This window comes from Amycolatopsis eburnea (genome assembly GCF_003937945.1).
GTDB lineage: Bacteria > Actinomycetota > Actinomycetes > Mycobacteriales > Pseudonocardiaceae > Amycolatopsis > Amycolatopsis eburnea.
Genome location: NZ_RSEC01000061.1, coordinates 405,919 through 432,313 on the forward strand (window position 1 = coordinate 405,919; position 26,395 = coordinate 432,313).

The following is a 26,395-nucleotide window of genomic DNA, read 5'->3' on the forward strand; positions in this document are numbered from 1 at the left end:
GGAGAACGCCATGACCGAAGACCTCGCGGTCGCCGCACCGGCCCCCGCCACCGTCACCGACCCGCGCGCGGGCAGCTTCCGCGTCGACGCCCACCACGGCGAGATCCTGCAAGGGGTGTTCGCCGACGGTGGCCGGCTGCGCCGTGGCCTGGTCACCCTGCCGTGCCCGCTCTACAGCACCCGCGCTACCTTCCTGCCCACGGAGGACAGCGGCACGACCGTGCGGCCCGCGTGGCGCAGCAAGGCCCGCCGCGCCGCCGACCTCACCCTGGCCCGGCTCGGCCACCCCGTGCCCGGCGGCCTGCTCGACATCACCAGCGACATCCCGCTGTGCCGCGGCTTCGGCTCCTCGACCGCGGACGTGACGTCGGCGATCGGCGCGGTCCTCGCCGCGACCGGCCGCCGGCTGTCTCCGGCCGAGGTGGGCGCGCTGGCCGTCGAAGCCGAAACCGCGTCGGACTCGCTCATGTACGGCGGGCGGGCCGTAGTCTTCGCCCACCGCGAAGGCGAGCCGATCGAGGACCTCGGCGAGCTGATGCCGCTGGCCGTCCTGGGGTTCGGCACCAGCCCGGGCGGGCGCGGCGTCGACACCCTCGAACTCACGCCGGCGCGCTACACGTCGTGGGAGATCGAGGCGTTCCGCCCGCTGCGCGGCCTGCTGCGCCGGGCCGTGGCCGACGGCGACGCGGGCCTGCTCGGGCGCGTCGCCACCGCCAGCACCCTGCTCAACCAGCGCCACCTGCCCGTCCCCGGCCTGGACGACATCCTCGCCGTCGCCCGCGCCGCCGGGGCCACCGGCGTGCAGGTCGCCCACAGCGGCGACGTCGCGGGCCTGATCTTCGACGCGGCCGACGCCGAAACCCCGGCGCGGCTGGAGTTCGCCGCGGCCCGGCTCGACGTGACCGAAACCTGGCAGTTCGCAACCGAGAGGTGAGTCCGATGACCCTAGCCGCACCCGCTGTCAGCCGGTCCGTCGTCGAGGCGACCGAGCTGCCCCGGATCATCCGCGTCCGGCCCAACTTCCACGTCGCCGCCTTCGGCCTGATGAAGCTGCTGCCCGCCCGGTTCATGCTGGACCGCGCGGAGGAACGCGGCGAAGTCGGCCCGGGCACGACCGTGCTCGAGACGTCGTCGGGCACCTTCGGCCTCGGCCTCGCCATGGTCTGCCGGCTGCGCGGCTACCCGCTCACGATCGTCGGCGACCCGGCGATCGACGCGCCGCTCAAGCGCCGGCTCGAGCACCTCGGCGCCCGCGTGGAGATCTGCCCGAAGCCCAGTCCGGTCGGCGGCTACCAGCGCGCGCGGCTGGACCGGCTCGAGGAACTGCGCGCGGAGTACCCGAACCACTGGGTACCGGGCCAGTACAGCAATCCCGACAACCCGCGGTCGTACGCGCTGGTGGCCGAGCAGCTCGCCGAGACGATCGGCGTCCCGGACTGCCTGGTCGGCGCGGTCGGCTCCGGCGGTTCGACGTCCGGCACGAGTTCGTTCCTGCGGATGCTCGTCCCCGAGCTGACGCTGATCGGCGTCGACACCCAGCGCAGCGCCATCTTCGGCCAGCCGGACGGGCCGCGGGTCCTGCGCGGGCTCGGCAACAGCCTGGTGCCCCCCAACGTCGACCACTCCGGCTACGACCAGGTGCACTGGATCGGCGCGGCCGAGGCGTTCGCCGCGACGCGGGAGCTGTACGCGCGCCACTGCCTGTTCATGGGCCCGACCAGCGGCGCGTCGTTCAAGGTGGCGGACTGGTTCGCGCGCCGGAACCCGGACGCCACGGTCGTCGCGCTGCTGCCGGACGAGGGTTACCGCTACCAGGACACCGTCTACTCCGACGAGTGGCTGCGCGCGCAGGGGCTGGCGCACGCGGGGGCGGCCGAGCCGTACGAAGTCGTCACGCCGACCGAGCCCGGTGGCTCGTGGACGTGGCTGAACTGGGGCCGGCGGTCGCTCGGCGCCGTGTCGTGATGCGCACGCTGCTGCTCGTCGAGAGCAACACGACCGGCACCGGGCGGCTGTTCGCGCGCCAGGCGCGTTCGCTGGGGTTCGAGCCGGTGCTGGCCGCGGCCGACCCGGCCCGGTACCCGTACGCGGCCGAGGACGGCGTCCGGGTCGTCGAGTGCGACACGGCGGACGCGTGCGCGGTGCTGGCTTCGGACGTCGGCGAGCCCGCGGGCGTGACCACCAGCTCCGAGTACTTCATCCCGGTCGCCGCGCGGGTCGCGGCGAAGCTCGGCTTGCCGGGGCCGGACCCGGTCGCCGTGGCGGACTGCCGGAGCAAGGCGCACCAGCGGGCGGTGCTCGGGGCGCCGTGCACGGTGGCGACTTCGGTTTCCGAGGCGGTCGCGGCCGCGACCGAGTTTCCCGTGGTGCTCAAGCCCGCCGAGGGCTCGGGCAGCGTCGGCGTGCTGCGGTGCGAGACACCGGAGGCGGTCGCGTCCCAGGCGGCGGCGCTGCTCGCGGTGACGCACAACGAACGCGGCCTGCCGGTGCCGGCGCAGGTGCTGGTGGAGCCGTACGCGAGCGGGCCGGAGTACTCGGTGGAGCTGTTCGGCGACGTCGTGGTGGCGGTGGTCCGCAAGCACCTCGGGCCGGCGCCGTTCTTCGTCGAGGTCGGCCACGACGTCCCGGCGGCGCTGCCCCCGGCCGACGAGACGGCGCTGATCGACACGGCCCGGGCGGCGGTGACCGCGCTCGGACTGGGCTTCGGCGCGGCGCACGTCGAGATCCGCCTGACGCCGTCGGGCCCGCGGCTGATGGAGGTCAACCCGCGACCGGCGGGCGGCATGATCCCGGAGCTGATCCGCGCGGCGACCGGCGTCGACCTGGTGGCGGCGCAGGTTTCCGCGGTGCTGGGCCTGCCGCCTTCGTTGCGCCCCACCCGGCGCGCGTGCGCGTCGCTGCGCTTCCTCACCGCGAGTTCCACCTCGGTGGTGGCGGCGGGGGACGCGGTGGCGAAGGCGTCGGCGGTGCCGGGCGTTGCCGAAGCCCGGCTGTCCCGGCCCGACGGGACTCTCGTCCGGCCCGCCCGCGACTACCGCGACCGGGCCGGGTACGTGCTCGCGGTGTCCGACCGCCCCCGCGGCGCCCGCGCGGTGGCGGCCGCCGGCCTCGACCGCCTGCGCGCCGCCCTGACCCCGGAAGGCCCCCACCGATGACCCTGCGGTTCCTCATCACCACGGTGGCCCAGACCGCCGCCGCCCGCCCGCCGAGTGCCTCGAATGACTCATTCAGGTCACCGGAGGTCCTGAATGAGTCATTCAAGACCTCCGGGCGGGCCACCGAACCCCACCCGGACACCCCGGAAGGAGCACCTCGATGACCATCGCCCCAGGCGGGACCGGCAGGCTCACCAGCCCCATCTCCGCCGCGGCCCGGGAAATCCTCTTCGACCGCGACACCGCCCCCGCGCCCGACCCCGTCGCCGCCGAACTCGGGCTGATCAGCCAGGTCGACCGCGCCCACGTCGTCATGCTCGCCGAACGCGGCATCGTCGACCGCGAGAGGGCCGGCGAACTGCTCAACGGCATCGAAACCCTGCGGGCCCAGCGGTTCGCGCCGCTGCACGACGTCCCCGCGCCGCGCGGCCGGTACCTCGCCTACGAATCCCACCTGATCGAGACCCTCGGCGCGGACGTCGGCGGTGTCCTCCACAGTGGACGGTCGCGCAACGACCTCAACGCCACCGTGGTCCGGCTCCGGCTGCGCGAACCGCACGAACGGCTGCTCGCCGAGTCCGACGCCCTCGGCCGCGCGCTGCTGGAACGGGCCCGGCGCTGGGCCGAGGTCACCATGCCCGCTTACACCCACCACCAGCCCGCCGTGCCGATCACCTACGGCCACTACCTGGCCGGGGTGGCGGGCGCGCTCGTCCGGGACGTCGAAGGGGTGTGGCAGGCCGGGGCGGAGCTCGACCAGAACCCGCTCGGCGCGGGCGCGGTCGGCGGCACGTCGCTGCCGGTCGACCAGCACCGCACCACCGCGCTGCTCGGGTTCGCCGCGCCGCTGGCGAACTCGCTGCACGCGGTCGCGTCGCGGGATCTGGTGCTGCGCCTGCTGTCCGCGGCCACCGTGCTCGGCGTGCTGCTCTGCCGCGTCTCGCACGACCTGCAGGCGTGGACCAGCGCCGAGGCCGGGCTGCTGCGGCTGGCCGACGACGTCGTCGGGTCCAGCTCGATGATGCCGCAGAAGCGCAACCCCTTCCTGCTGGAGCACGTCCAGGGCCGGGCGCTCGCCCCGCTCGGCGCGTTCACCGCGGCGGCGGGCGCGATGGCCACCGCCCGCTTCACCAACGCCATCGCGGTCGGCACCGAAGCCGTGGCCCCGGCGTGGGCGGCGCTGGAAGCGGCGACCGACGCCGTCGTGCTGCTGCGGCTGGTCGTCGAGGGCGCCGAGCCGGTTCCGGAGCGGATGTACGCACGCGCGGTCGACGGCCAGACCGCGGCCACCCACCTCGCCGAACGGCTCGTCGACGCCGGTGTCCCGTTCCGCCAGGCCCACCACGACGTCGGCGCGATCGCCAAGGAGGCGCTGGCCGGGAACCTGCCGCTGCACGAGGTCGCCCGCGTCCGGCTGGCCGGGCAGCCACCGCACGTCCTGGCCGCGCTCGACCCGGCCGAAGTCGCGCAGCACGCGGCGTACGGCGGCGGCCCGGCGCGGGAGTCCGTGCTCGCCGCCGTGACCGAAGCCGAAACCGCGTTCGGCCGCGTCCGCGCGGCCGCCGAAGAACGCCGCTGGCGCTGGAGCCAGGCCGAAATCGGCCTCGACGACGCCGTCCGAACCCTCATCCGCTGACCGCCAAGGAGCCTGTTGTGACCACTTTCGCCGACGACCTCGCGACCTTCCGCCCGGAGACCGCCCAGGGCGCGCACGTCGAACTCCGCAGCGACACCTTCACCCTGCCGACGCCCACGATGCTGGAGGCGGCCGCGCGCGCCCCGCTCGGCGACGACGTCTACGGCGAGGACCCGACCGTGGACCGGCTGGAGCAGCTGTCCGCCGAGCTGCTCGGCAAGCAGGCAGGCTGCCTGATGCCGAGCGGCACGATGGCCAACCTGACCGCGCTGCTGGCGCACTGCCCGCGCGGCGGCAAGGCGATCGTCGGGCACGAGTCCGACGTGTACGTCTACGAAGCCGGCGGCGCGTCCCTGTGCGGCGGCATCGTCTACGACCCGCTGCCCAACCTGCCCGACGGCACGATCGACCCGGCGGCGATCGCCGAGGCGTGCGCGGTCGACCGTAGCGACCCGCAGATCGCGCCGCCCGCGGTGCTCAGCCTGGAAACCCCGCAGAACCGCTGCGGCGGGCTGCCGCTGCAGCTGGACTACCTCAGCGAGGTGTCCCGGCTGATCCGCTCCCACGGCGTCGCCCTGCACCTCGACGGCGCCCGCCTCTTCAACGCGGCGGTCGCGCTCGGCGTCAGCGCGGCGGAGGTCGCGAAGCACGCGGACACCGTGCAGATCTGCCTGTCGAAGGGCCTGTGCGCGCCGATCGGCTCGGTACTGGTCGGCGACCGCGTGACGATCGCGGCGGCCCGTCGCATGCGCAAGATGCTCGGCGGCGGCATGCGCCAGGCCGGCATGATCGCGGCCTGCGGCATCGTCGCGCTGACGGAGATGACCGAGCGCCTGGCCGACGACCACGCCCGCGCGGCGCGCCTGGCCCGCGGCCTGTCCCGCATCCCGGGCGTCCGCCTCGACCCGGGCCCGCCGCTGACGAACATGGTGTTCTTCAAGGTCCGCGACGACCGCTACACCACCCGCACCCTGATCGAAGCCGCCCGCCGGCGCGGCATCCGGGTGGAGGAGCTGGGCCACGACCGCATCCGCGCGGTGACCCATGCGGGAGTCGACGACGACGCGGTGGACCGCGCGGTCTCCGTCTTCGGCGACCTCCTCGGCCACGACGCCCTGGTGCGGTGATCGCGGCCGAGCGGTGCGGCTCCCCGCAGAATCGTCTAGCGAGGTGAACGACCCGTTCATGACGTGCGGCCGGGGACCGGCGAGCCGTGTCCGACCGGCTGTCCCGGGACGGGTGGCATGACTGATGTGGCTGCTGTGTCTGGTGTTCCGGCCGCGGATGCACCCAATGTGGCGTTCGGTGCGTCCAACGCACCGAACGCCACATCGGGGCGCACGCGCCGTGAGCGGTCTTCAGCCCAGCGCGGCGTCCAGCGACCGCGACGGCACCGCGTCCAGCGCCGCCAGCGTCTCCGCGTCCAGGACCACCGAACCCGCCGCGATGTTCGCCTCCAGGTGCGCCACGCTCGCCGTGCCCGGGATGAGGTGGACGTTCGGCGCGTGGTGCAGCAGCCACGCCAGCCCGATCTGCGCCGGCGTCACGCCCAGCGCCGCCGCCGCGGCCTGGACCGCCGGCTCGTCCGTCACCTTCGGCAGGCCTGGGAACGCGCCGCCCAGCGGGAAGAACGGGACCCACGCGATGTCCTCCGCCAGGCACAGCCGGAGCATCTCCTCGTCGTCGCGGGCGACCAGGCTGTAGGCGTTCTGCACGCAGGCGATCCCCGCCGGCAGGGCACGCCGGAGCGTGTCGAGGCCGACGCTGCTGAGGCCGATCGCGCCGATCTTGCCCTCGTCGCGCAGTGCCGTCAGCACCGCGAGCTGGTCGTCGACGTCGACCAGCTGGTCGCCCTCGGCCAGCAGGCCCGGCCGCAGCTCCGCGCGGCGCAGGTTGACCAGCGCGATCCGCTCGGTGCCGAGCGTCCGGAGGTTGTCCTCGACGCTCGCCCGCAGCTCCTCGGGCCGCTGGGCGAGGCGGAGCGGGACCGGGCCGCCCGGGTCGGGGTTGGCGCCGACCTTGGTGGCGATCAGGACGTCGTCGCCCACCGCCTCGCGGATGACGTCGTTGACGAAGCCGTTGCCGTAGAACTCGGCCGTGTCGACGTGCTCGACGCCCAGGTCCAGGGCCCGGCGGAGCAGGGCGACGGCCGCGGGCCGGTCGTCGCGGAGGCGTTCGAGCTGCATCGCGCCGAACCCGACGCGGGCGACGGTGCGGCCGGCTAGCTGGCTGGAAGACATGGTTGTCCCGCTTTCGTGCGATGATGGTGAAGCGGAGGAGCCTCCGCTAAACCGACCGTAGCACAACCGGAGGGACCTCCGTTTTGCCTTCGTCCGAACCCGGGCGCCCGGTGCGCGCCGACGCGCGCCGCAACCGCGAGAAGCTCGTCGAGGTCGCCCGCGCCGCCTTCGCCACCGACGGCGCCGTCGCGCTCGAGACCATCGCCCGCGAGGCCGGCGTCGGCATCGGGACGCTCTACCGGCACTTCCCGACCCGGGAAGCGCTCGTCGAGGCCGTCTACGCGGCCGAGCTCGACGACGTCACCGCCAGCGCCCCGGCCCTGCTCGAACAGCACCCGCCCGCGGTCGCGCTGCGTGCGTGGATGGACCGCTACGCCGCCTTCTTCGCGACCAAGCTGGGCATGGCCGACACCCTGCGCGTCAGCCTCGGGTCCGGGCGCATCGTCACGGCGGAGACCCGGCGGCGCATCGTCGCGGCGATCGGCGCCATCCTCGAAGCCGGCGCCGCGGCCGGCACGCTGCGCGCCGACGCCGACCCCGAGGACGTGACCTTCGTGCTGCTGGGCGTGTTCCTCTCGGCCGGGCACGAGCCCGAGCGGATCGGGCGGCTGCTGGACCTCGTGGCCGACGCCGTGCGGCCGTGACTCACTCCGGGCGGATCGGCAGCTCCGCGTCGTCGCGCAGGAACAGCGGGATCCGGTCCGCCGGAGCGGGCGCCTCGACGGAAGACCCACCCTCGTAACGGGTCCCGGTCACCGCGTCCGTCCACATGGCACCGGAGGGCAGGTACACCTCGCGGCTCGTGACGCCCGCCTCGAGCACCGGCGCGACCAGGAGGTCCGGGCCGAGCAGGAAGGCGTCCTCGACCGTCCAGCACGCCGGATCGGCCGGGAAGTCGACGAACAGCGGCCGCATCGGCGGGATGCCCTGCTCGTGCGCCACCCGCATCTGCGCCATCAGGTACGGCCGCAGCCGTTCCCGCAGCCGCAGCGACGCCGTGATGGCGTCGTACGCCGAATCCCCGTACGACCAGGCCTCGTTGGGGCCGCCGGTCATGTCCGGCCCGAACGGCGGGCGCGGGTCGCGGAAGCCGTGCAGGCGGAACAGCGGGCAGCACACGCCGTACTGGAACCACCGCACCATCAGCTCGCGGTACTCCGGCGACGCCGGGTCGCCGCCGTGGAAGCCGCCGATGTCCGTGGTCCACCACGGGATCCCGGCCACCGCGACGTTCAGCCCGGCCCGCACCTGCGCCCGCAGCGACGCCCACGTCGCCGCGACGTCGCCCGACCAGAGCGCGGCCCCGTACCGCTGGCTGCCCGCCCAGGCCGAGCGGGACAGCAGCACCACCTCGTCGTCGCCCTCGGCGCGGATGCCGTCGTGGAACGCCTGCGCGTTCGCCTGTGGGTAGAGGTTGAACACCTCCGCGCCCGGCCCGGCGTGGAAGCCGAGGTTGTGCGGGTGGCCGGGCTGGATCTCCGGCTCGTCGCCGTCCAGCCACCACGCGCGCACGCCGAGGTCGTAGTAGTTCTCCTTGACCTTGCTCCAGACGAACCGCCGCGCCGCCGGGTTGGTCGCGTCGTAGAACGCCACCGGCATCTCGACGCCGAACCCCTTGTCCTTCCACGGCGCGTGCGCCGGGACCCCGCTCTCCGCGGCGACCAGCAGGCCCTTCTCGTGCAGTTCCCGGTAGTTCTCCGACAGCGGGCTGACCGACGGCCAGACCGACACCATCAGCTTGACGCCCAGGCCGTCCAGCTCCCGGACCATCCCGGCCGGATCCGGCCACTCGGCGGGGTCGAACCGCCAGTCGCCGAGGTGCGTCCAGTGGAAGAAGTCCGCCACGATCACCGACAGCGGCAACCCGCGCGAGTGGTACTCACGCGCGACTGACAGCAGCTCCTCCTGCGTCCGGTAGCGCAGCTTCGACTGCCAGAACCCGCTCGCCCACTCCGGCAGCATCGGCGCGTGGCCGGTCGCGTCGGCGTAGTGGCTCAGGATCCGGCGCGGGCCGTCGCCGGTGGTGATCCAGTAGTCGAGCTGGCGGGCGTCGTCGGCGACCCACCGGGTGCCGTTGGCGGCCAGCTCGACCCGCCCGACGGCCGGGCTGTTCCAGAGGAACCCGTAGCCGCGGCTGGAGAGCAGGAACGGCACCGACACCTCGGCGTTGCGCTGCACCAGGTCGAGCACCAGGCCCTTCTGGTCGAGCCGCCCGTGCGTGTGCTGCCCGAGCCCGTAGAAGCGCTCGCCGTCGTAGGCGGCGAACCGCTGTTCGAGCCGGCCGTAGCCGTTGCGCGAGGGCATGAACAGCCGCGCGCCGGGCCACCAGAAGTGCGCCCGCTGTTCGGACAGCAGTTCCTCGCCGGTGTCCGTGCGGACGAACGTCAGCTGCGCGTCGACGCCGGTGTCGGTGTCGGCGATCGCCACGATCGCGGTGAGCGCGCCGTTGACGACCCGGCCGGTGCGCCCGTCGGCCATGGCGGTCGCGGCGGACGGCTTCGCGGGCAGCAGCGCGCCCGGCACGTCGTCGAGGATCTTGTGGCGCCCGGCGCGCACGCGCAGGCTGCCGTCGCCCCACGGCTCGACGCGCAGCACCTCGTGCCGCACGCGCACTTCCAGCGAGCGGCCGTCTTCGGTCGTGGCGATCAAGCGCTCTCCTTAGTCTTTGACGGCGCCGCTGGTCAGCCCGGCGACGACGTACCGCTGGGCGACGACGAGCAGGACGGCCGCGGGGATCGCGGCGAGGACGGCGGTGGCCATGATCCCGTTCCAGTCGGCGGACTGGTTGCCGACGAACCGGTAGATGCCCACCGTGATCGGTTCGAACGACTGGCCGGTGGTGAGGGTGACGGCGAACAGGAAGTCCGCCCAGGCGAACAGGAACGAGAACAGGCCGGCGGTGACCAGCGCGTTGCGGCTGACCGGGACGATGATCGAGAAGAACGTGCGCCAGTAGCCCGCGCCGTCCACTCGGGACGCTTCGGTCAGCTCCTTCGGCACCGAGATCATGAAGGCCCGCAGCAGGAGCACGGCGAACGGGATGGTCGCGGTGGAGTCGGCCAGCACGAGCCCGAGGTAGTTGTCGATCAGGCCCAGGTTGCTGAACACGGTGTAGAGCGCGTTGGCCATCACGATGCCCGGGATCATCTGCACGATGAGCAGCACGAACAGCAGCACCGGCCCGCCGCGTACCTTCAGCTGCGCCAGGGCGTACGACGCCGGCGCGGCGATCACCAGCGACACGAACACCGTGCCGAGCGCGACGACGACGCTGGACAGCAGGTTCGGCCCCTGGGTGGACAGCGCCTTGCGATAGCCGTCCAGGGTGCCGCCGACCGGGAAGAACGCCGGGTCCGGGCGCAGCAGCGCGCCGCTGGGCTGCAGGGACGCGTTGACCATCCAGTACAGCGGGAACAGCAGCACCGCGACGATCAGCACGCCGAGCACCGTCCGGGCCTTCACGCCGCCGCCTCGGCCAGGGTGGCCTTCGCCGAGCGCAGGTAGAGCAGCCCGAACACCGTCGCCACCAGGATGAGGACGTTGCCGACCGCGGCGCCCTGCCCGAACGCGAAGTCCTGGAACGACAGCCGGTAGGACCACGTCGTGAGCGTCTGGGTCGCGTTGGCCGGCCCGCCGCCGGTGACCACCATGATCACGTCGAACACCTTGATCGTGTAGACCAGCCCGAGCATGAGCACGATCCCGGTGACCGGCCGCAGCAGCGGCCAGGTGACGTACCGGAACCGCTGCCAGGCACCGGCGCCGTCCAGCGACGCGGCTTCGTAGAGCGACGCCGGGATCGCGCGCAGCCCGCCGTGCAGGATCACCAGGTTGAACGGGATGCCGATCCAGATGTTGGTGAGGACGACCGCGGGCAGCGCCCAGCCGGTGCTGCTCAGCCACGGCACCGCGTCGAGGCCGAAGAACCGCAGCGCCGCGTTGAGCACGCCGTGGTCCTGGTCGAACATCCAGCGCCAGACCGCGCCGCTGACCACCAGCGGCAGCAGCCAGGGGAGCAGCAGCAGGGACCGCAGCAGCGCGCTGCCGAGGAAGCGCCCGTTGAAGAACACCGCCAGCGCCAGCCCGATGCCGAACTGGAAGACGAGCGACCCGGCGGTGAACAGGACCGTGTTCAGCACCGCCGTCGAGAACAGCGGGTTGCCGAACACGGCCGCGTAATTGGCCAGGCCGACGAAGGGTGCTTCGCCGGTGTAGAACGACTTCACCGTGTAGTCCTGCGTGCTCATCACGACGTTCGCGGCCAGCGGGTAGCCGAAGAACACGACGACATAGCCGAGCGCGGGCAGCAGGAACAGCCACGCCGCGAACCGGTTGTCCCGCCGGGACCTGCGGCCGGCGCGGGGCGGTGCGGCGACGGCCGGGGCGACCAGGGTCACGACCCGCTCGCCTGCTGCGCGGCCTTGAGGGCCTGGTCGGCGGGCAGCTTCCCGGTCAGCGCCGCCTGGACGGCGTCGGCCAGCGCCTGCGAGACCTTCGGGTACTTCTCGCCCAGTTCCGCGGTGCGGGAACGGGCGGTGCCGACCTCGTCGACGAACGCCTGCATCGCGGGTTGCTCGGCACCGAACTTCGCCGCGGTGGCCGTCTTCGACGGGATGTACGCGTGCGCCTTGCTCCACTCGAGCATCGTCGGCTCCGACAGGATGCAGGAGAGCACCTTGCCGGCGGCCTGTTGGGTGGGACCGCTCGTGACCGGCACGGCGCCGACCTCGCCGCCGAGGGCGACCACCGGCTTGGCGCCCGCCTGCGGCACCGGGATCGGGACGACGCCGTAGTGCAGCGACTTCTGCTCGTCGAGCCGGGCCAGGTTCCACGACCCGTTGACCATCATCGCCGCGTTGCCCGCGACGAACTGGTCGGCGACGTCGTTCTGGTTCCACGTCACCACGGACTTCGACGCCGAGCCGGAGTTCACCAGGTCCGTCACGAACTGAAGCGCTTTCACGGATTGCGCGGAGTCCAATTGGGACAGTTCGGCGCCGTTGCTCCAGAAGAACGGCAGGAACTGCCAGGTGCCCTCCTCGGAGGGGATGGCGGAGAAGGCGAGCCCGTACTTGCCGTCCTTGGTCAGCTCGGCCGCGGCGGCCTTCAGCTCGTCCCAGGTCTTCGGCGGCTGGACACCGGCCGCGGCGAGGAGGTCCTTGTTGTAGATCAGCGCGAGCCCGTTGACGCCCGGCGCGACGCCGTACACCTTGTCCTGGTAGGTGCCCGCCTTGACGATGCTCTCGTAGTAGCCGTCGGTGGTGATGCCGTAGCCGTCCAGCGGGGTCAGCGCGCCGGTGGCGGCGACCTGCTGCAGCGTCGGGTTGTCGGTGAACAGCAGGTCCGGCAGCGTCTTCGAGCTCGCGCCCTGCAGGACCTTCGGCAGCATCTGGTTCGTCGGCACCTTCTGCCGCTCGATCTTGATGCCGGTCTGGCCCGCGCACGTGTCGAGGATCTTCTGCCACGCGGCGGAACCCTGCTCGTCGGCGTAGTAGTCGAGTTCGGTGATCGAGCCGGCGGGCTGGGCGCCGGCCGGGGCCGTGGGCGCGGGGCTGGGGCTGCACGCGGCCAGGAGCACGGCACCCGCGGTCAGCATGAGGGCGCGACGGGCTACGGACATGGCGATTCTCCTTCGGCAGTGGAGCAGAACCGGGTCAGCGCGGCGCGGCGGTGCTCTCGCGCCGGGTGAGGCGGGGCCCGAGCAGCCGGACCTCCGGGGTGGTGTGGCCGGCGAGCCGGCGCATCGTCATCTCGACGGCCTGCGTGCCGACCTCCTCGGCCGGGATGGCCACGTTGGTCAGCGAGACGGCGTGCTGCTCGGCCATGCTGTCCGGGCAGACCGCGATGACCGAGATGTCCTCGGGCACGCGCAGGCCGCGGTGGCGCAGGTCCGCCAGCAGGCCGGGCAGGACGGCCTCGTTGTGCACGACCAGGCCGGTCAGGTCCGGGTCGGCGGCGAGCAGGTCGTCCAGGCAGGCGCTCACCGCTTCGTAGGAATGGGCGCACGGCCGGTTGGCCGCCCGCACCTCACGCGTCTTCGCCGCCTCGTCGAAGCCGCGCAGGAACCGGGTCGCGTAGCTCGTCCCGCGCCGGTAGACCGCGGGGGAGGGGCCGATCAGCCCGATCGAGCGGTGCCCGAGGTCGGCCAGGTGCGCGACGCACGCCGAGGCGGCGGCGGTGAAGTCGAGGTCGACGCAGCTCAGCCCGGCCGGGTGGTCGGGCACGCCGATGAGCACCACCGGCAGGTCGAGCGCGAGCAGCATCGGCACCCGCGGGTCGGCGGTTTCGACGTCCATCACCATCAGCGCGTCGGCGATCGCCGAGGACGCCACCCGCTGCAGCGCGGCGGGTCCCTCGTCCTTGGTCAGCAGCAGGAGATCGTGGTCGTGCGCGCGGGCCGCGGTGACCGCCGAGGCGACGAACTCCATCACCACGGCGACGTTGAGGTCGGTGCGCAGCGGGACGACGAGCGCGAGTACGTTCGTCTTGCTGCTGGCCAGTGCCCGCGCCCCGGCGTGCGGGTGGTAGCCGAGCTTGCGGATGCTGTCCTCGACCAGCCGCCGGGTCTTCGGCGAGATCGAGCGCTTGCCGCTGATCACGTACGACACCGTGCTGGGGGCGACTCCCGCCGCGCTCGCGACGTCGTTGATCGTGACCACGGGCGGCCTCCTGGGGACGGGGCGGGAGATCGGTGTCGAAGCGCATCGACGATGGCACGAAGGTAAGCGACACCCGGCGGAAACACAAGCGTCATTCGCGATTGCCCGCAATTCGATTCCCATTCGACGACGGCGCTGTTCGTCGAAATTGTCGAACGCCGCTGATGGCGGTTCTTCGCGCAGCTCAGGGCGTAGATTCGGCCGTCTCGCGGGAGTTGCTGGGAGCGCGCCCAGCAACTCTTGACCTGCCGTCGACGCGGCTGTAATAGTCGTCCGCATCCCACCTTCGACGCGAATGTTCCGCGCCGCGCCGTCGAAACGATTCGACGAATCCGGAGGCCGTCCGTGCGCCAGTCCCCGTTCCGCCGCGCCCTCGTCCCGGTGGTCACCGCGACCCTGCTGCTGGCCCCCTCGCCGGCGCTCGCGGCGCCGCCACCGCCGTTCCGCGACCCGGACCTGCCGGTGGCCGCGCGCATCGACGACCTGCTGTCCCGGCTGACCGCGGACGAGAAGATCTCGCTGCTGCACCAGTACCAGCCCGCCATCCCGCGGCTCGGCATCGGCGTGTTCAAGACCGGCACCGAAGCCCTGCACGGCGTCGCGTGGTCGACGGACTACGACAACAACGGCGCGGTCGTGAAGGCGGACGGCACCGTGTTCCCGCAGGCGATCGGCCTGGCCTCGACGTGGGACCCGGCGCTGGTCAAGCAGGTCGGCTCGGCGGTCGGGCAGGAAGCACGCGGCTTCAACGCGCGGAACCCGACGCTGTGGGGCCTCAACCTGTGGGCGCCGGTCGTCAACCTGCTGCGCGACCCGCGCTGGGGCCGCAACGAAGAGGGCTATTCCGAGGACCCGCACCTGACCGGCGCGCTCGCGACCGCGTACGGCCGCGGCATCCAGGGCGACGACCCGCGCTACCTCCAGGCCGCCCCGACGTTGAAGCACTACCTCGCCTACAACAACGAGGTCAGCCGCGACACCAGCAACTCCTCGGTGCCGCCGAAGATCCTGCACGACTACGACGAGCAGGCGTTCAAGATCCCGCTGGAAGCCGGCGCGGCCAACGCCGTCATGCCGTCGTACAACCTGGTCAACGGGCGCCCGAACACCGTGAGCCCGGACCTCGGCGGCGCGCTGCGGAAGTGGGCGCCGCAGGATATCGCCGTCGTCAGCGACGCCGGGGCACCGTCCAACCTGGTCAACTCCGAGAAGTACTACGCCACCAAGGCCGAAGCGGACGCGGCGGCGATCAAGGCGGGGCTCGACAGCTTCACCGACAACGACACCAACGGCTCGATCACTGTCGCCGCGGTCAAGGAGGCGCTCGACCGCGGCCTGCTGACCATGGCCGACGTCGAGAAGGCCGACCGCCACCTGCTTTCGCTGCGGTTCCGGCTCGGCGAGTTCGACCCGCCCGGCCGCAACCCCTACGCGAAGATCACCCCGGCAGTGATCAACTCCCCGGCGCACCAGGCGCTCGCCCGCAAGGCCGCCGACGAGCAGGTCGTCCTGCTGCGCAACAACGGGAACGCGCTGCCGCTGGCCGCGGCGAAGAAGGTCGCGGTCGTCGGCCCGCTTTCGGACACGCTGTACGAGGACTGGTACAGCGGCGCGATGCCGTACCGCGTGACGCCGAAGCAGGCCATCGCCGAGCGGGCCGCGGTGACGTCGTCCGAAGGCGTCGACCGCGTCGCGCTCAAGGACCTCGCGACGGGCCGCTACCTGACGGCGCCGGCGACGGCGGGCAAGGTGACGGCGGGCGCGACCAGCGCGGGCACGGCGGAGTCGTTCGACGTCTACGACTGGGGCGCGGGCAAGAACACCCTGCGCGCCGCCGCGAACGGCAAGTTCCTGAGCTACTCGGGCGGCGCCCTGGTGAACGACGCCGACCAGCCGTCGGGGTGGTTCGTGCAGCAGCAGCTGAAGCTCGACCCGCAGCCGGACGGCAGCTACGTCCTGGAGTACGCGGGCAACGAGGTGACCGAGCCGTGGTTCGGCCCGAACCGGTTCGCGGTCGTCGGGGCCGACGGCGCGCTGACGATCTCCGCCCCGGACGCCGCGCACGCCACCAAGTTCGGCCGCGAGGTGCTGCGCAGCGGCATCGCGGAGGCGGTCGACGCGGCTCGCGGCGCGGACACGGCCGTCGTCGTGGTGGGCAGCATGCCGTTCATCAACGGCCGCGAGGCGAACGACCGGACGAGCACTTCGCTGGCCCCCGCGCAGCGCGCGCTGATCGAGGCGGTCGCGAAGGCCAACCCGCACACCGTGGTCGTGGTCGAGAACAGCTACCCGACGACCGGCTGGGACACGCTGTCCGTGCCGGGGATCGTGTGGACCAGCCACGCCGGCCAGGAGACCGGGCACGCGGTGGCGGACGTGCTGTTCGGCGACGTCGACCCCGGCGGACGGCTGACGCAGACGTGGTACGCGTCGGACGACGGGCTGCCGAGCATCCTCGACTACGACATCTCGAAGACCGGGATGACCTACCAGTACTACCGCGGGAAGCCGTTGTACCCCTTCGGATACGGGCTGAGCTACACGAGCTTCCGGTACGGCGTCCCGCGTGCTTCGCTCGTGGGTTCTTCGGTGCGGGTGAGCGTGGACGTGACGAACACGGGCTCGCGTGCGGGTACCGACGTCGTGCAGCTGTACTCGAAGGACTCGGGCGTGCAGCGGTTGCGGGACTTCGAGCGGATCACGCTTTCCCCGCACCAGACACGCACTGTCCAGTTCTCGGTTCCGGTGGCGGACCTGGCGGCGTGGGACGCCGCGCGGGGACGTTCGGTGGTCGCGGCCGGGGTGCGCGAGTTCTCGGTGGGGCGCAACGCCGTTGACCTTTCGGCGGCGCACCGGGTGTACGTGCCGGGGGAGCGGGCGCTGCCCCGCGACCTGAGCCGTACGACCCCGGCGGAGAACTTCGACGACTACTCTGGTGTTTCCCTGACGGACACGGCCAAGACGTCGGGCACATCGGTGGCGGCGGCGACCGGCAACTGGGTGGCCTACCGCAACGTCGCGTTGAGCGGCCCGGCGCGGTTCTCGGCTTCGGCGTCCACAGTGGAGCCTGCTCGCGTCACGGTCCGCCTGGATTCCCCGACCGGTCCGGTCCTGGGCACGGCGCAGGTGCCGTCCACGGGTGATCGTTACGCGTACACGACGGTGACCACCGCGCTGGCCAAGGCGACCGGCCGCCACGACGTGTACCTGACGTTCGACGGACCGGTCAACCTGGCGACCTTCTCCCTGCGGTGACCGGATGTCATGAAAGGGTCGTTCACCTCGTCAGATGACATGAACGACCCTTTCATGGCATCTCCGCGACGCCGGGCGGACCGCGGTGATCAGGGTTTCCGGCCCACCCCGGCGTACGGCAGGGCGTTGATCGCCGGGTCGTCGGACATGTCGCCCGCGCCCTCCGGCTTCCACATCGCGCAGCCGACCACGCCGGGGTCCACCACCTCGAAGCCGTCGAAGAAGGCGAGGACCTCGTAGTGCGTGCGGGGGACCGGCTGGTTCTGCTGGTCCTGGTTGCTCTTGTACACCTCGACCGCCTCGTCGAGGCGCTGGGACTCCGAGTCCGCCGCGACGTGCGTGACGGCCAGGAAGCTGCCCGGGGCGAGGCGGTCGCGGTAGCGGGCGAGGATGCCCACCGGGTCCCACGAGTCCGGGACGAAGTGCAGCAGCAGCAACATGAACACCGCGACCGGCTCGTCGAGGTCGAGGAGCTTGCCCGCGCCGTCGAAGACGTCGTTGACGTCGCGCAGGTCCGCCTGCAGCACCAGGCAGTTGTCGTTGTCCTGCAGCAGCAGCTCGCTGTGCGCGACCGCGACGGGCTCGCGGTCGACGTACACCACCCGGCACGACGGGTCGGCCTGCTGGACGATCTCGTGCAGGTTGCCCACCGTCGGGATGCCGGAGCCGATGTCGAGGAACTGCCGCACGCCCTGGCCGACCAGGTAGCGCGCCGCGCGGCGCAGGAACGCGCGGTTGAGGCGGGCCGCGTCGCGGACGCCCGGCATGATCTTGAGGATCTGCTCGCCGAGGGCGCGGTCCGCGGCGAAGTTGTGGTCGCCGTCGAGCCAGAAGTCGTACACCCGCGCCGGGTTCGGCACCGAGGTGTCGATCTCCGGCGGTACCCAGCTCAGTTCCCCGGTCACAGGACCTCCCACCCTCGCGGACTCCGGAGCCGCGGAGTCTAGCGTTAAGCTGGCGCGGTCACGAGGGAGACGAGGCCATGACGAACGTGCCCGGTCGCTGGCCCGTGCTCGGGCACACCGTCCCGCTGCTGCGCGACCCGCTGAAACTCTTCACTTCCCTGCCCGCGCACGGAAAAGTCGTCAAACTCCACCTCGGCCCGCTGCCGGTCCACGTGGTCACCACGCCGGAACTGGCGTGGCAGGTCCTCGCCACCGACGCCGACAAGTTCGACAAGGGCCTGGTCTTCGACAAGATGCGCCCGCTGTTCGGCGACGGGCTGGCCACGTCCAACGGCGAGCTGAACCGCCGCCAGCGCCGCCTGGTCATGCCCGCGTTCGGCCGTACCCGGATCGCGGGCTACGCCGAAAACACCATGACGAAGCTGGCCGACGAGCTGACGAGTTCCTGGCAGCCGGGCGAAGTCGTCGAGTTCGACCAGCGCATGCAGGACCTCGTGCTGACCATCGCCGGGCAGACGCTGTTCTCCACCGCGCTCGGCGACGAAGCGCTGTCGGAGATCCAGCGCTCGATCCCGGTCATGCTCAAGTACGTGCTGGTCCGGGCGTTCTCGCCGAAGTTCGTGGAGCGCCTGCCGATCCCGCCGAACCGCAAGTTCGACGCCGCCGCCGCGCGCCTGCGGGACGTCATCGGCGAAACCGTCGTCGCCGCCCGCGAGCAGGGCGCGGACCACGGCGACCTGCTCTCGATGCTGCTGCTGGCCCGCGACGAGGACACCGGCGAAGGCATGTCCGACCGCCAGGTGCACGACGAGGTCATCACGATCCTCACCACCGGCGCGGAAACCACCGCCGTGGCGCTGGCCTGGTTCTTCCACGAGCTGGGGCAGCACCCGGACGTCGAACGGCGCTTCCACGCGGAGGTCGACGACGTCCTCGGGGGCCGGGCCGCGCGGTTCGAAGACCTGCCGGACCTGGTGTACACGCACCAGATCGTCAACGAGATCGTCCGCCGCACCCCGCCGCTGATCCTGATGCGCCGCGCCCGCGAGGACGTCGAGCTGGGCGGGGTCCGGATCCCGGCCGGCACCGAGGTCGCGGTCAGCCAGCACACGCTGCACCGCGACCCGCGCTGGTTCCCGGACCCGGACCGGTTCGACCCGGACCGCTGGACGCCCGGCCACACCGCGGAACTGCCGAAGGGCGCGTACATCCCGTTCGGCGCGGGGGCCCGGCTGTGCCCGGGGCACGTGTTCGCGCCGACGGAGATCGGCATCGTCGCCGCCACCATCGGGGCGCGCTGGCGCCTGGTCCCGGTGCCGGGCAAGAAGGTGTACGCGCAGCTCAAGGCGACGATGCAGCCGAACCGCCTGCCGATGACGGTGGTGCCCCGGACCTGACGGTGCCGGTTCCACTACCGGGTGTAGTGTTCTCGGGTCCGAACAGCCTGACCCCATCCGGAGGAGTACGGCGTGAGACTGCCGGTCAAGCTGACGTCCGCGTTGTTCGCCTGCGGGGTCCTGCTCGCCTCGCTGACCGCGGCGGTGCCCGCCGAAGCCGCCTCGATCTCCTGCACCGACACGGATCTGCCGGTCACCGGTCCGGGCCTGCCGCCGCTGGTGCCGGGCGCGCCCGCGACCGTGCACGGCCGGCTGTGCCTGCCCGCCGGCGAGGCACCGGACACCGTCCAGCTGCTCGTGCACGGCGGCACGTACAACAGCGCGTACTGGGACCTGCCCTACGACCCGCAGCGGTACTCCTACCAGCGCGACATGGCCGCCCACGGCTACGCGACGTTCGCCGCGGACCAGCTCGGCGCCGGGCGCAGCAGCCACCCGCTGAGCCTGCCGCTGTCGGTCTGGGCCGCGGCCGAGTCGATGCACGAGGTGGTCGGGCACCTGCGCGCCGGGCGCGTGGGCGGGACGCCGTTCGCGAAGGTGGTCATCGTCGGGCACTCGGTCGGGTCCGGGGTCGTCGCGGTGGAGGCGTCGACCTACCACGACGTCGACGGCGTGGTCCTCACCGGCATCACGCACCTCCCGGCGCTGCCGGTGCTCGCGCTCGGCGCGGCCCTCGGCCTGCAGCCTGCCCTGCTCGACGGGCAGCTCGGGCAGCTCGGCAGCGATCCGCTGTACTTCACGACGAAGCCGGGCGCGCGTGCCGGGCTGTTCTACGCCGGCGGGGACGCCGACCCGGCGGTGGTCGCGGCGGACGAAGCCACCAAGGACCAGGTTTCGGTGCCCGGGATGGGCACGGTCGCGCTCTTCGGGATCGTGCTTCCGGCGACGAAGGGAATTACCGCACCGGTTTTGCAGGTGGTGGGGGAAAAGGACGTCCTTTTCTGCGGCTTGCTCGCCCTGCGTGACTGCGCGCACCCCGATGTGCTGCGCGCGCAGGAGGCGCCGTATTACGCCGATCCGTCGAAGTTGTCGATGTACGTCCTCCCGGGTGCGGGTCATTCCGTTGCGTTGCACGAAAACGCCGCTGATTACCGCACTGCCACCCGATCGTGGTTGCAGAATGACCTGGGGATCGCTCCGCAGGGTTATCACTCGATTGGATGAATGCTGTTTCGTGCGCCGGACGCCTTTTCGCGCCAAGATAAATCGGCCCACCGACCGGAGTGCGTCCGTCGAACCCAGGACAGGCTGAGGTGACTGCTCCCCAACCCCGTGGTGACCACCCGCGGCAGAAGCCGTCCGCCGAACGGGCGGCGCGGCGGCTCGGCACGCTCGCGCGCAAGTGGAGCTACCTGATCAGCACCACGGCGTACCTGCCGCACACGCCCGAGGAGATCGAGCGCGAACTGGGTGACCTCGTCACCACGCTCTTCGCCGCCGTCGCCGCCGACCCGCCGGACCTCGACGCGGCCGCGACCGCGGGCGGCAGGCTCGTCGAGCTGCGCTGCGTCGGCACCGACAGCTTGCGGCGCAGCCTGGAGGTGCTCGGCAAGGCGCTGGTGCGCGAGCCGGAGCTGCACCGCGTCGACGGGCTCGCCGAGCGGGTCGTCCTCGTGCTCGGCGCGCTGAGCTCGGGCTACGGCGAGATGCTGCGCGAGGACATCCAGAAGCGCCAGGAGGGCTTGAGCCGCGCGTTGCTGAAGGTGGAGCAGGAGACGCGGCAGAAGCAGGTGATCACGCGCGCGCAGTTCGAAGAGGTCTTCGCGGGCTCGGCCAGCGGCGTCGCGCTCACCGAACTCGACGGCCGCGTGCTGCGGGCCAACGCGGCGCTCGCCAAGACGCTCAACCGCACGCCGGCCGAGATCGGCGCGCTGAGCCTGTTCGACCTGGTGCACCCGGAGGACGTCGAGCAACTGCGGGACGGCTACCGCGAGCTCGTGGCGGGCAAGCTGCACCGGCTGCGCACCGGACGGCGGCTGGTCGGCAAGGACGGCGAACCGATGTGGGCCACGTTCGCGGCGTCGGTCATCCGCGACGCCGTCGGCGCGCCCCGGCAGCTGCTCACGATCGTCGACGACGACACCGAGGTCTCGCTGCTGCAGCGGCGGCTGTCGCACCAGGCCCTGCACGACGTCCTCACCGGGCTGCCGAACCGCCAGTTCTTCAGCACCCGCCTGGAAACCCTGCTCCGCGACGCCGACCCGGCCCGCGGCGTCACGCTCTTCCACCTCGACCTCGACGGCTTCTCCCGGATCAACGGCGGGCTCGGCCAGGAGCTCGGCGACCGCGTGCTGCGCGGGGTCGCCGCGAAGCTCAAGACGATCTTCGACGACGAGAAGGCGCTCGTCGCGCGGCTCGGCGGCGACGAGTTCGGTGTGCTGGTGCAGAACGGCGCGGACACGCCGGGCGTGCTGACGCTGGTCCGCCGCATCACCCACGAGCTCGCGGAGCCGGAGTACGTCGACGGGCGGCGCGGGGTGGCGGTGTCGGCCGCCATCGGCGTCGTGCACCGGCCGCCGCGCGACGTCACACCGGCGGAGCTGCTGCGCGCGTCGGACCTGACGCTGCGGCGGGTGCAGCGCACGGGCAGCCAGTGGGGCCTGTTCGACCGGGAGCTGGACCGCCGCGACCGGCACGACTTCGGCCTGGCCGCCGGGATGGCGGGCGCTTGGGAGAACGGCGAAATCGAAGTCTGCTTCCGGGCGCTGGTGTCCGCGGGCGACGAAGCCGTCCAGGGCGTCGAGGCCCGGCTGCGGTGGAACCACTCGGCCGAAGGGATGCTGGCGCACGAAACGTGCCTGCGGCTGGCGGCCGAAACCGGGCTGGCCCTGCCGCTGGGCACGTGGCTCCTGCGCACGGCGGCCGAGCGGCTGCTCGCGTCCGGGAGCGAGCTGCCGCTCACCGTCGAACTCACGCCGCAGCAAGCCGCCGACCCCGAGCTGGTCGGCGAGATCCGCGGGGTGCTGGAGTCGACCGGGCTGGCGCCCGCCGCCGTGCGGCCCGGCTTCCCGGTCGCGGCGCTGCTCGCGGAGTCCGGCGACGCGGCCGACAACCTCAAGGTGCTGGCCGAAATCGGCGTCCAGGCGGAGCTGCACGGCGTCGGCGACGTCACCTGCCTCACCGAGTTCCCGGCGCGCACGATCCGCCTCGCGCCGAGCCTGGTGGAGCGGCGCACCCACCCGCTCGTCGAGCCCTCGCTGACGGCGCTGATCGAAGCGGCCCACCAGGCGGGCGCGGAAGTCGGCGTCACCGGGGTGGCGGACGCCGACCAGGTGCGGTGGTGGCGGGAGCGCGGCATCGACCGGCTGTCCGGCCCGGCGTTCCCCGAGCCGGCCGGTCTCTGACGCCGCGCGCCCGAGGTGCCGGAGCGCCCCAATGTGGCGTTGGTTGCGTCCAGCGCACCCAATGTGGCGTTCGGTGCGTCTGACGCACCCAACGCCACATTGGGGTCGGGTGAGGCCCGCGAGCGCAGCCGCTACTGAGAAAACCTCATGGGGGCGCATTGCCGGGCTGCCGTCTGCGCACCTCGGACGCGCGGCGCTAGATCCGGACGAGCACTTCGTCGAGGGACTTGCGGTGCAGGTCCGGGACGACGCAGTCGTCGGCCGGGTAGCCGACCGGGATCACCGCGAACGCCTTTTCGTTGCGGGGACGGCCGAGCAGCTCGCCGAGGAAGCGCATCGGCGACGGCGTGTGCGTCAGCGCCGCCAGCCCGGCCACCTGCAACGCCGTCAGCAGCATGCCGACCGCGATGCCCACCGACTCGTCGACGTAGTAGTGCTTGCGGACGCCGCCGTCGTCGTCGAGGGCGAAGCGTTGCTGGAACACGACGATCAGGTACGGCGCGTCGGTCAGGTGCGGCTTCACCGCGTCGGTGCCGAGCGGCCGCAGCGCGTCGAGCCACGCCTCGCCGAGGCGGCCGCCGTAGGAGATCCGCTCCTCCTCTTCGGCGGCTTCCCGCAGCCGGCGGCGCACTTCGGGATCGGTGACGAGGACGAACGTCCACGGCTGCTGGTGCGCCCCGCTGGGCGCGGTGGACGCCACCGCGATCGCGTCGAGCACCGCGCGTTCGGGGACCGGGTCGGCGGAGAACATCCGGACCGAGCGCCGCGCTTCCATCCGCTGCCGCAGCGCGGCGGCCCGCGCGAGGGCTTCGTCGTCGGGCAGCCGGGCGGGCCGGTAGGGGACCGGGTGGTAGCTCCACCGTCCTCCCCACCACCGCCCTCAACGGAGGCGCTTCGCGCCGCTGGCCAATCTTCCGGAGTGTGGCGGGGAACACGCGGGTCGCAGCAGGGCCAAACGTACGATTCGCGGTGTTGGACGTCCGGTATACGGACAGTAAGGTCAGCCTTGCCACGATTTTTACACTGAACGGCGCAATGAAGCTGGGCCAAATGGACCTGTCGCGCGAAGTGATCTCCTCATTACCCTCCAGTAGCAGACAGTGGTGCCGATCACAGTCGCTCCGGGAGGCTCTATGGCGTCGCGCGTCCGTGGACCCGGCTCCGAAGACCTGCGCGAACTGCGGATCCGGCACCTCACCGGCTGCCTCCCGTGCACGCTCAAATGCGCGTACTGCGGGCTCCCGGTGCGGCTCACCGGGCCGGGCGACCACCCCGGCTACGGCGTGGTCGAAGAAGTGACCGGCGACCTCGTGCTGCTGCACCGCTTCTGCCGCGGCGCGCTCGGCCGCTGCCGGACGCGGGGGTGCGTGCTGCGGCGCGCCCACCTCGGCCGCGCGACCGAGCAGTACGAAACCGGGCGGCGGCGGCCGGGGCGTTACCAGCGCCTGGGTGTCCGCCGGTCGGCCGACCTCGATCTGTACCGGAGGCACTGGCGGATCGCGAAGATGCGGTACGCGTGCAAGGCGTGCCGGTACTACACCGGCTCGCACTGAGCCGGTCCTTCCATCACGACGCGGAGGACTCGTGCTCGTTCGTCTCATCCTCGGCCTGCTCATGACCGTCGTCGGCCTCGCCGTCGCCGGCAAGCGCGTGGCCTTCCTGTACCAGCTGATCAAGGCGGGCCAGCCCGACACGAAGCGGTCGAACGAACTCGGCGCCCGCCTCTTCGCGCAGGTCCGCGAAGTCTTCGGCCAGCGCAAGCTGCTCAAGTGGTCGGTTCCCGGCGCCGCGCACTTCTTCACGTTCTGGGGCTTCGTCATCCTGGCCTCGGTGTACCTCGAGGCCTACGGCGCCCTGTTCGACGAGAAGTTCGCGATCCCGTGGATCGGCCACTGGGCGGTGCTCGGCTTCCTGCAGGACTTCATCGCCGTCGCGGTGGCGGTCTCGCTGGGCGTCTTCACGGTCATCCGGATCCGGAACGCCCCGGAGCGCAAGGACCGCGCGTCGCGCTTCTACGGCTCGCACACCGGCGGCGCGTGGCTGATCCTCTTCATGATCTTCAACGTCGTCTGGACGATGTTCTTCTTCCGCGGCGCCTCCTCGGCGTCCGGCAACTTCCCGTACGACAACGGCGCGTACGTCTCCCTCGGCGTCGGGAACCTGCTGGAGCCGCTGGGCCACTCGACGACCGAAGTGCTCGAGACCGTCGGCCTGCTGCTGCACATCGGCGTCATGCTCGTCTTCCTCAGCATCGTGCTCTACTCCAAGCACCTGCACATCTTCGTGGCGCCGATCAACGTCTCGGCGAAGCGGCTGCCGGACGCGCTCGGCCCGCTGCTGCCGATGGAGTCCGGCGGCGTCGCGATCGACTTCGAGGACCCGGGCGAGGATGACACGTTCGGCCGCGGCAAGATCGGTGACTTCACGTGGAAGGGCATGCTCGACTTCGCCACGTGCACCGAGTGCGGCCGCTGCCAGTCGCAGTGCCCGGCGTGGAACACCGGCAAGCCGCTGTCGCCCAAGCTCGTCATCATGAACCTGCGCGACAACCTCTTCGAGGAGGCGCCCTACATCCTCGCGGGCACCGAGCACGAAGAGGCGCGCCCGCTGGTCGGCCCGGAGACCGACGGCGGCGTCATCGACCCGGACGTGCTGTGGTCGTGCACCACCTGCGGTGCGTGCGTCGAGCAGTGCCCGGTGGACATCGAGCACGTCGACCACATCGTCGACATGCGCCGCTACCAGGTGATGATCGAGTCGGCCTTCCCGACCGAGCTGGGCGGGCTGTTCAAGAACCTGGAGACCAAGGGCAACCCCTGGGGCCAGAACAACTCCGAGCGGCTCGCCTGGACGAAGGACCTCGGCTTCGACGTCCCGGTGTTCGACGGCGAGCTGGGGGAGGACGTCGAGTACGTTTTTTGGGTCGGCTGCGCCGGCGCGTTCGACGACCAGGCCCGCAAGACCGTCCGCGCCACGGCCGAGCTGCTGCACATCGCCGGCGTGAACTACGTCGTGCTCGGCACCGAGGAGTCCTGCACCGGCGACCCGGCGCGGCGCGCGGGCAACGAGTTCCTGTTCCAGATGATGGCCCAGCAGACGGCCGAGACGCTCAACGCCGTGTTCGAGGGCCGCGAGCCGCGCCTGCGCAAGATCGTCACGACCTGCCCGCACTGCCTCAACACGCTCAGCCGCGAATACCCGCAGCTCTACGGCCACTACGAGGTCGTCCACCACACGCAGCTGCTCAACCGCCTCGTCCGCGGCGGGCAGCTGACCCCGGTGAAGGCCGCCGAGGACGGCCCGAAGGTCACCTACCACGACCCCTGCTACCTCGGCCGCCACAACAAGGTCTACACCCCGCCCCGCGACCTGGTCGGCGCGGCCGGCGCCCAGCTGACGGAAATGCCCCGCCACGCGGACCGGGCCCTGTGCTGCGGCGCCGGCGGCGCGCGCATGTGGATGGAGGAGCAGATCGGCAAGCGCATCAACCTCGAGCGCGTGGACGAAGCGATCGCGACCGACGCGGAAACGATCGTGACCGGCTGCCCGTTCTGCCGCGTGATGCTGACCGACGGCCTGGTCCAGCGCCAGAGCGAGCAGAAGGCGGAGAACGTCGACGTCCGCGATGTGGCGCAGCTGCTGCTGGAGCGGGTGAAGACGCCGGACAGCTCGGCTCCGAAGGTCTGAATGCGGCCCCACCGGCGAAAACGCCGGCCTGATCGCCGTCGCCGCCCCGGGAGTTCTTTCCCGGGGCGGCTTTCGTCGTGCGCCCGAAACCCGTCGGCACGGTTTTCCGGCTCCCTC

Annotated in this window: 20 protein-coding genes; 12 read left to right on the plus strand and 8 right to left on the minus strand. The window is 72.0% G+C overall.

Going from position 1 to position 26,395, the window contains the following annotated elements:
• Positions 1-10: 10 nt before the first annotated feature.
• The 5 genes from EIY87_RS41175 to EIY87_RS41195 all read left to right on the plus strand — a co-directional run bounded on the left by EIY87_RS41175 (position 11) and on the right by EIY87_RS41195 (position 5,918).
• Entirely contained in the window at positions 11-934 is a 924-nt protein-coding gene (locus EIY87_RS41175) for a GHMP family kinase ATP-binding protein (protein WP_125315382.1), read from the plus strand.
• A 5-nt stretch (positions 935-939) separates the two neighbouring features.
• Positions 940-1,965: a pyridoxal-phosphate dependent enzyme gene (locus EIY87_RS41180; RefSeq protein WP_125315383.1), complete on the plus strand. Its 1,026-nt coding sequence runs from the start codon at positions 940-942 to the stop codon at positions 1,963-1,965.
• A complete protein-coding gene (locus EIY87_RS41185; RefSeq protein WP_125315384.1) occupies positions 1,965-3,155 on the plus strand; it encodes an ATP-grasp domain-containing protein in 1,191 nt (396 codons plus the stop codon). The genes EIY87_RS41180 and EIY87_RS41185 overlap by 1 nt, the downstream gene beginning before the upstream one ends.
• Before the next feature lie 160 nt (positions 3,156-3,315).
• Positions 3,316-4,791, plus strand: coding sequence for an argininosuccinate lyase (locus EIY87_RS41190; RefSeq protein WP_125315385.1), 1,476 nt, complete (start codon positions 3,316-3,318; stop codon positions 4,789-4,791).
• Between the two features lie 17 nt (positions 4,792-4,808).
• On the plus strand, positions 4,809-5,918 hold the full coding sequence (locus tag EIY87_RS41195; protein WP_225440363.1) for a GntG family PLP-dependent aldolase: 1,110 nt from the start codon (positions 4,809-4,811) through the stop codon (positions 5,916-5,918).
• Positions 5,919-6,149: 231 nt separating this feature from the next.
• On the opposite strand, the gene EIY87_RS41200 is transcribed toward EIY87_RS41195, so the two are convergent.
• The gene (locus EIY87_RS41200) at positions 6,150-7,031 is read right to left on the minus strand and encodes an aldo/keto reductase (RefSeq protein WP_125315386.1); all 882 of its coding nucleotides are present in this window, start codon (positions 7,029-7,031) and stop codon (positions 6,150-6,152) included.
• 83 nt (positions 7,032-7,114) lie between these two features.
• Between EIY87_RS41200 and EIY87_RS41205 the strand changes: the two genes are divergently transcribed.
• Positions 7,115-7,675, plus strand: a complete 561-nt coding sequence (locus EIY87_RS41205; protein WP_125315387.1) for a TetR/AcrR family transcriptional regulator — start codon at positions 7,115-7,117, stop codon at positions 7,673-7,675.
• 1 nt (position 7,676) lies between these two features.
• Here EIY87_RS41205 and EIY87_RS41210 read toward each other — a convergent pair whose 3' ends face one another.
• Genes EIY87_RS41210 through EIY87_RS41230 form a run of 5 tightly spaced genes read right to left on the minus strand, consistent with a single transcriptional unit; the run spans position 7,677 to position 13,690 of the window.
• Entirely contained in the window at positions 7,677-9,680 is a 2,004-nt protein-coding gene (locus EIY87_RS41210) for a glycoside hydrolase family 31 protein (protein ID WP_125315388.1), read from the minus strand.
• A gap of 9 nt (positions 9,681-9,689) precedes the next feature.
• The gene (locus EIY87_RS41215; protein ID WP_125315389.1) at positions 9,690-10,493 is read right to left on the minus strand and encodes a carbohydrate ABC transporter permease; all 804 of its coding nucleotides are present in this window, start codon (positions 10,491-10,493) and stop codon (positions 9,690-9,692) included.
• Positions 10,490-11,428: a carbohydrate ABC transporter permease gene (locus tag EIY87_RS41220; protein ID WP_125315390.1), complete on the minus strand. Its 939-nt coding sequence runs from the start codon at positions 11,426-11,428 to the stop codon at positions 10,490-10,492. Before EIY87_RS41220 ends, EIY87_RS41215 begins: the two co-directional genes overlap by 4 nt.
• Positions 11,425-12,651 (minus strand): sugar ABC transporter substrate-binding protein, encoded by a 1,227-nt coding sequence (locus tag EIY87_RS41225; protein WP_125315391.1) that lies wholly within the window; start codon positions 12,649-12,651, stop codon positions 11,425-11,427. Before EIY87_RS41225 ends, EIY87_RS41220 begins: the two co-directional genes overlap by 4 nt.
• 34 nt (positions 12,652-12,685) lie before the next feature.
• Positions 12,686-13,690 carry a LacI family DNA-binding transcriptional regulator gene (locus tag EIY87_RS41230; RefSeq protein ID WP_125315392.1) on the minus strand — a complete coding sequence of 335 codons (1,005 nt, stop codon included), beginning with the start codon at positions 13,688-13,690 and terminating at the stop codon, positions 12,686-12,688.
• Between the two features lie 345 nt (positions 13,691-14,035).
• Between EIY87_RS41230 and EIY87_RS41235 the strand changes: the two genes are divergently transcribed.
• Positions 14,036-16,945: a glycoside hydrolase family 3 protein gene (locus tag EIY87_RS41235; protein ID WP_125315393.1), complete on the plus strand. Its 2,910-nt coding sequence runs from the start codon at positions 14,036-14,038 to the stop codon at positions 16,943-16,945.
• An 89-nt stretch (positions 16,946-17,034) separates the two neighbouring features.
• Here the strand turns inward: EIY87_RS41235 and EIY87_RS41240 are convergent, their stop codons facing one another.
• Complete coding sequence (locus EIY87_RS41240; RefSeq protein WP_125315394.1) at positions 17,035-17,850, minus strand: SAM-dependent methyltransferase; 816 nt, start codon at positions 17,848-17,850, stop codon at positions 17,035-17,037.
• Between the two features lie 77 nt (positions 17,851-17,927).
• On the opposite strand from EIY87_RS41240, the gene EIY87_RS41245 reads away from it, so the two are divergent.
• From EIY87_RS41245 to EIY87_RS41255, 3 genes are all read left to right on the plus strand, one after another.
• Positions 17,928-19,247 (plus strand): cytochrome P450, encoded by a 1,320-nt coding sequence (locus tag EIY87_RS41245; RefSeq protein ID WP_125315395.1) that lies wholly within the window; start codon positions 17,928-17,930, stop codon positions 19,245-19,247.
• A gap of 72 nt (positions 19,248-19,319) precedes the next feature.
• Positions 19,320-20,411, plus strand: a complete 1,092-nt coding sequence (locus EIY87_RS41250; RefSeq protein WP_125315396.1) for an alpha/beta hydrolase — start codon at positions 19,320-19,322, stop codon at positions 20,409-20,411.
• Positions 20,412-20,500: 89 nt separating this feature from the next.
• On the plus strand, positions 20,501-22,591 hold the full coding sequence (locus EIY87_RS41255) for a putative bifunctional diguanylate cyclase/phosphodiesterase (protein ID WP_125315397.1): 2,091 nt from the start codon (positions 20,501-20,503) through the stop codon (positions 22,589-22,591).
• A 196-nt stretch (positions 22,592-22,787) separates the two neighbouring features.
• On the opposite strand, the gene EIY87_RS41260 is transcribed toward EIY87_RS41255, so the two are convergent.
• The gene (locus EIY87_RS41260; protein WP_225440364.1) at positions 22,788-23,366 is read right to left on the minus strand and encodes a nitroreductase family protein; all 579 of its coding nucleotides are present in this window, start codon (positions 23,364-23,366) and stop codon (positions 22,788-22,790) included.
• A 358-nt stretch (positions 23,367-23,724) separates the two neighbouring features.
• Here EIY87_RS41260 and EIY87_RS41265 point away from each other — a divergent pair, with 358 nt between their 5' ends.
• Positions 23,725-24,144, plus strand: a complete 420-nt coding sequence (locus EIY87_RS41265; RefSeq protein ID WP_125315399.1) for a hypothetical protein — start codon at positions 23,725-23,727, stop codon at positions 24,142-24,144.
• A gap of 31 nt (positions 24,145-24,175) precedes the next feature.
• Positions 24,176-26,278 (plus strand): (Fe-S)-binding protein, encoded by a 2,103-nt coding sequence (locus EIY87_RS41270; RefSeq protein WP_125315400.1) that lies wholly within the window; start codon positions 24,176-24,178, stop codon positions 26,276-26,278.
• The last annotated feature ends 117 nt before the right edge of the window (positions 26,279-26,395 follow it).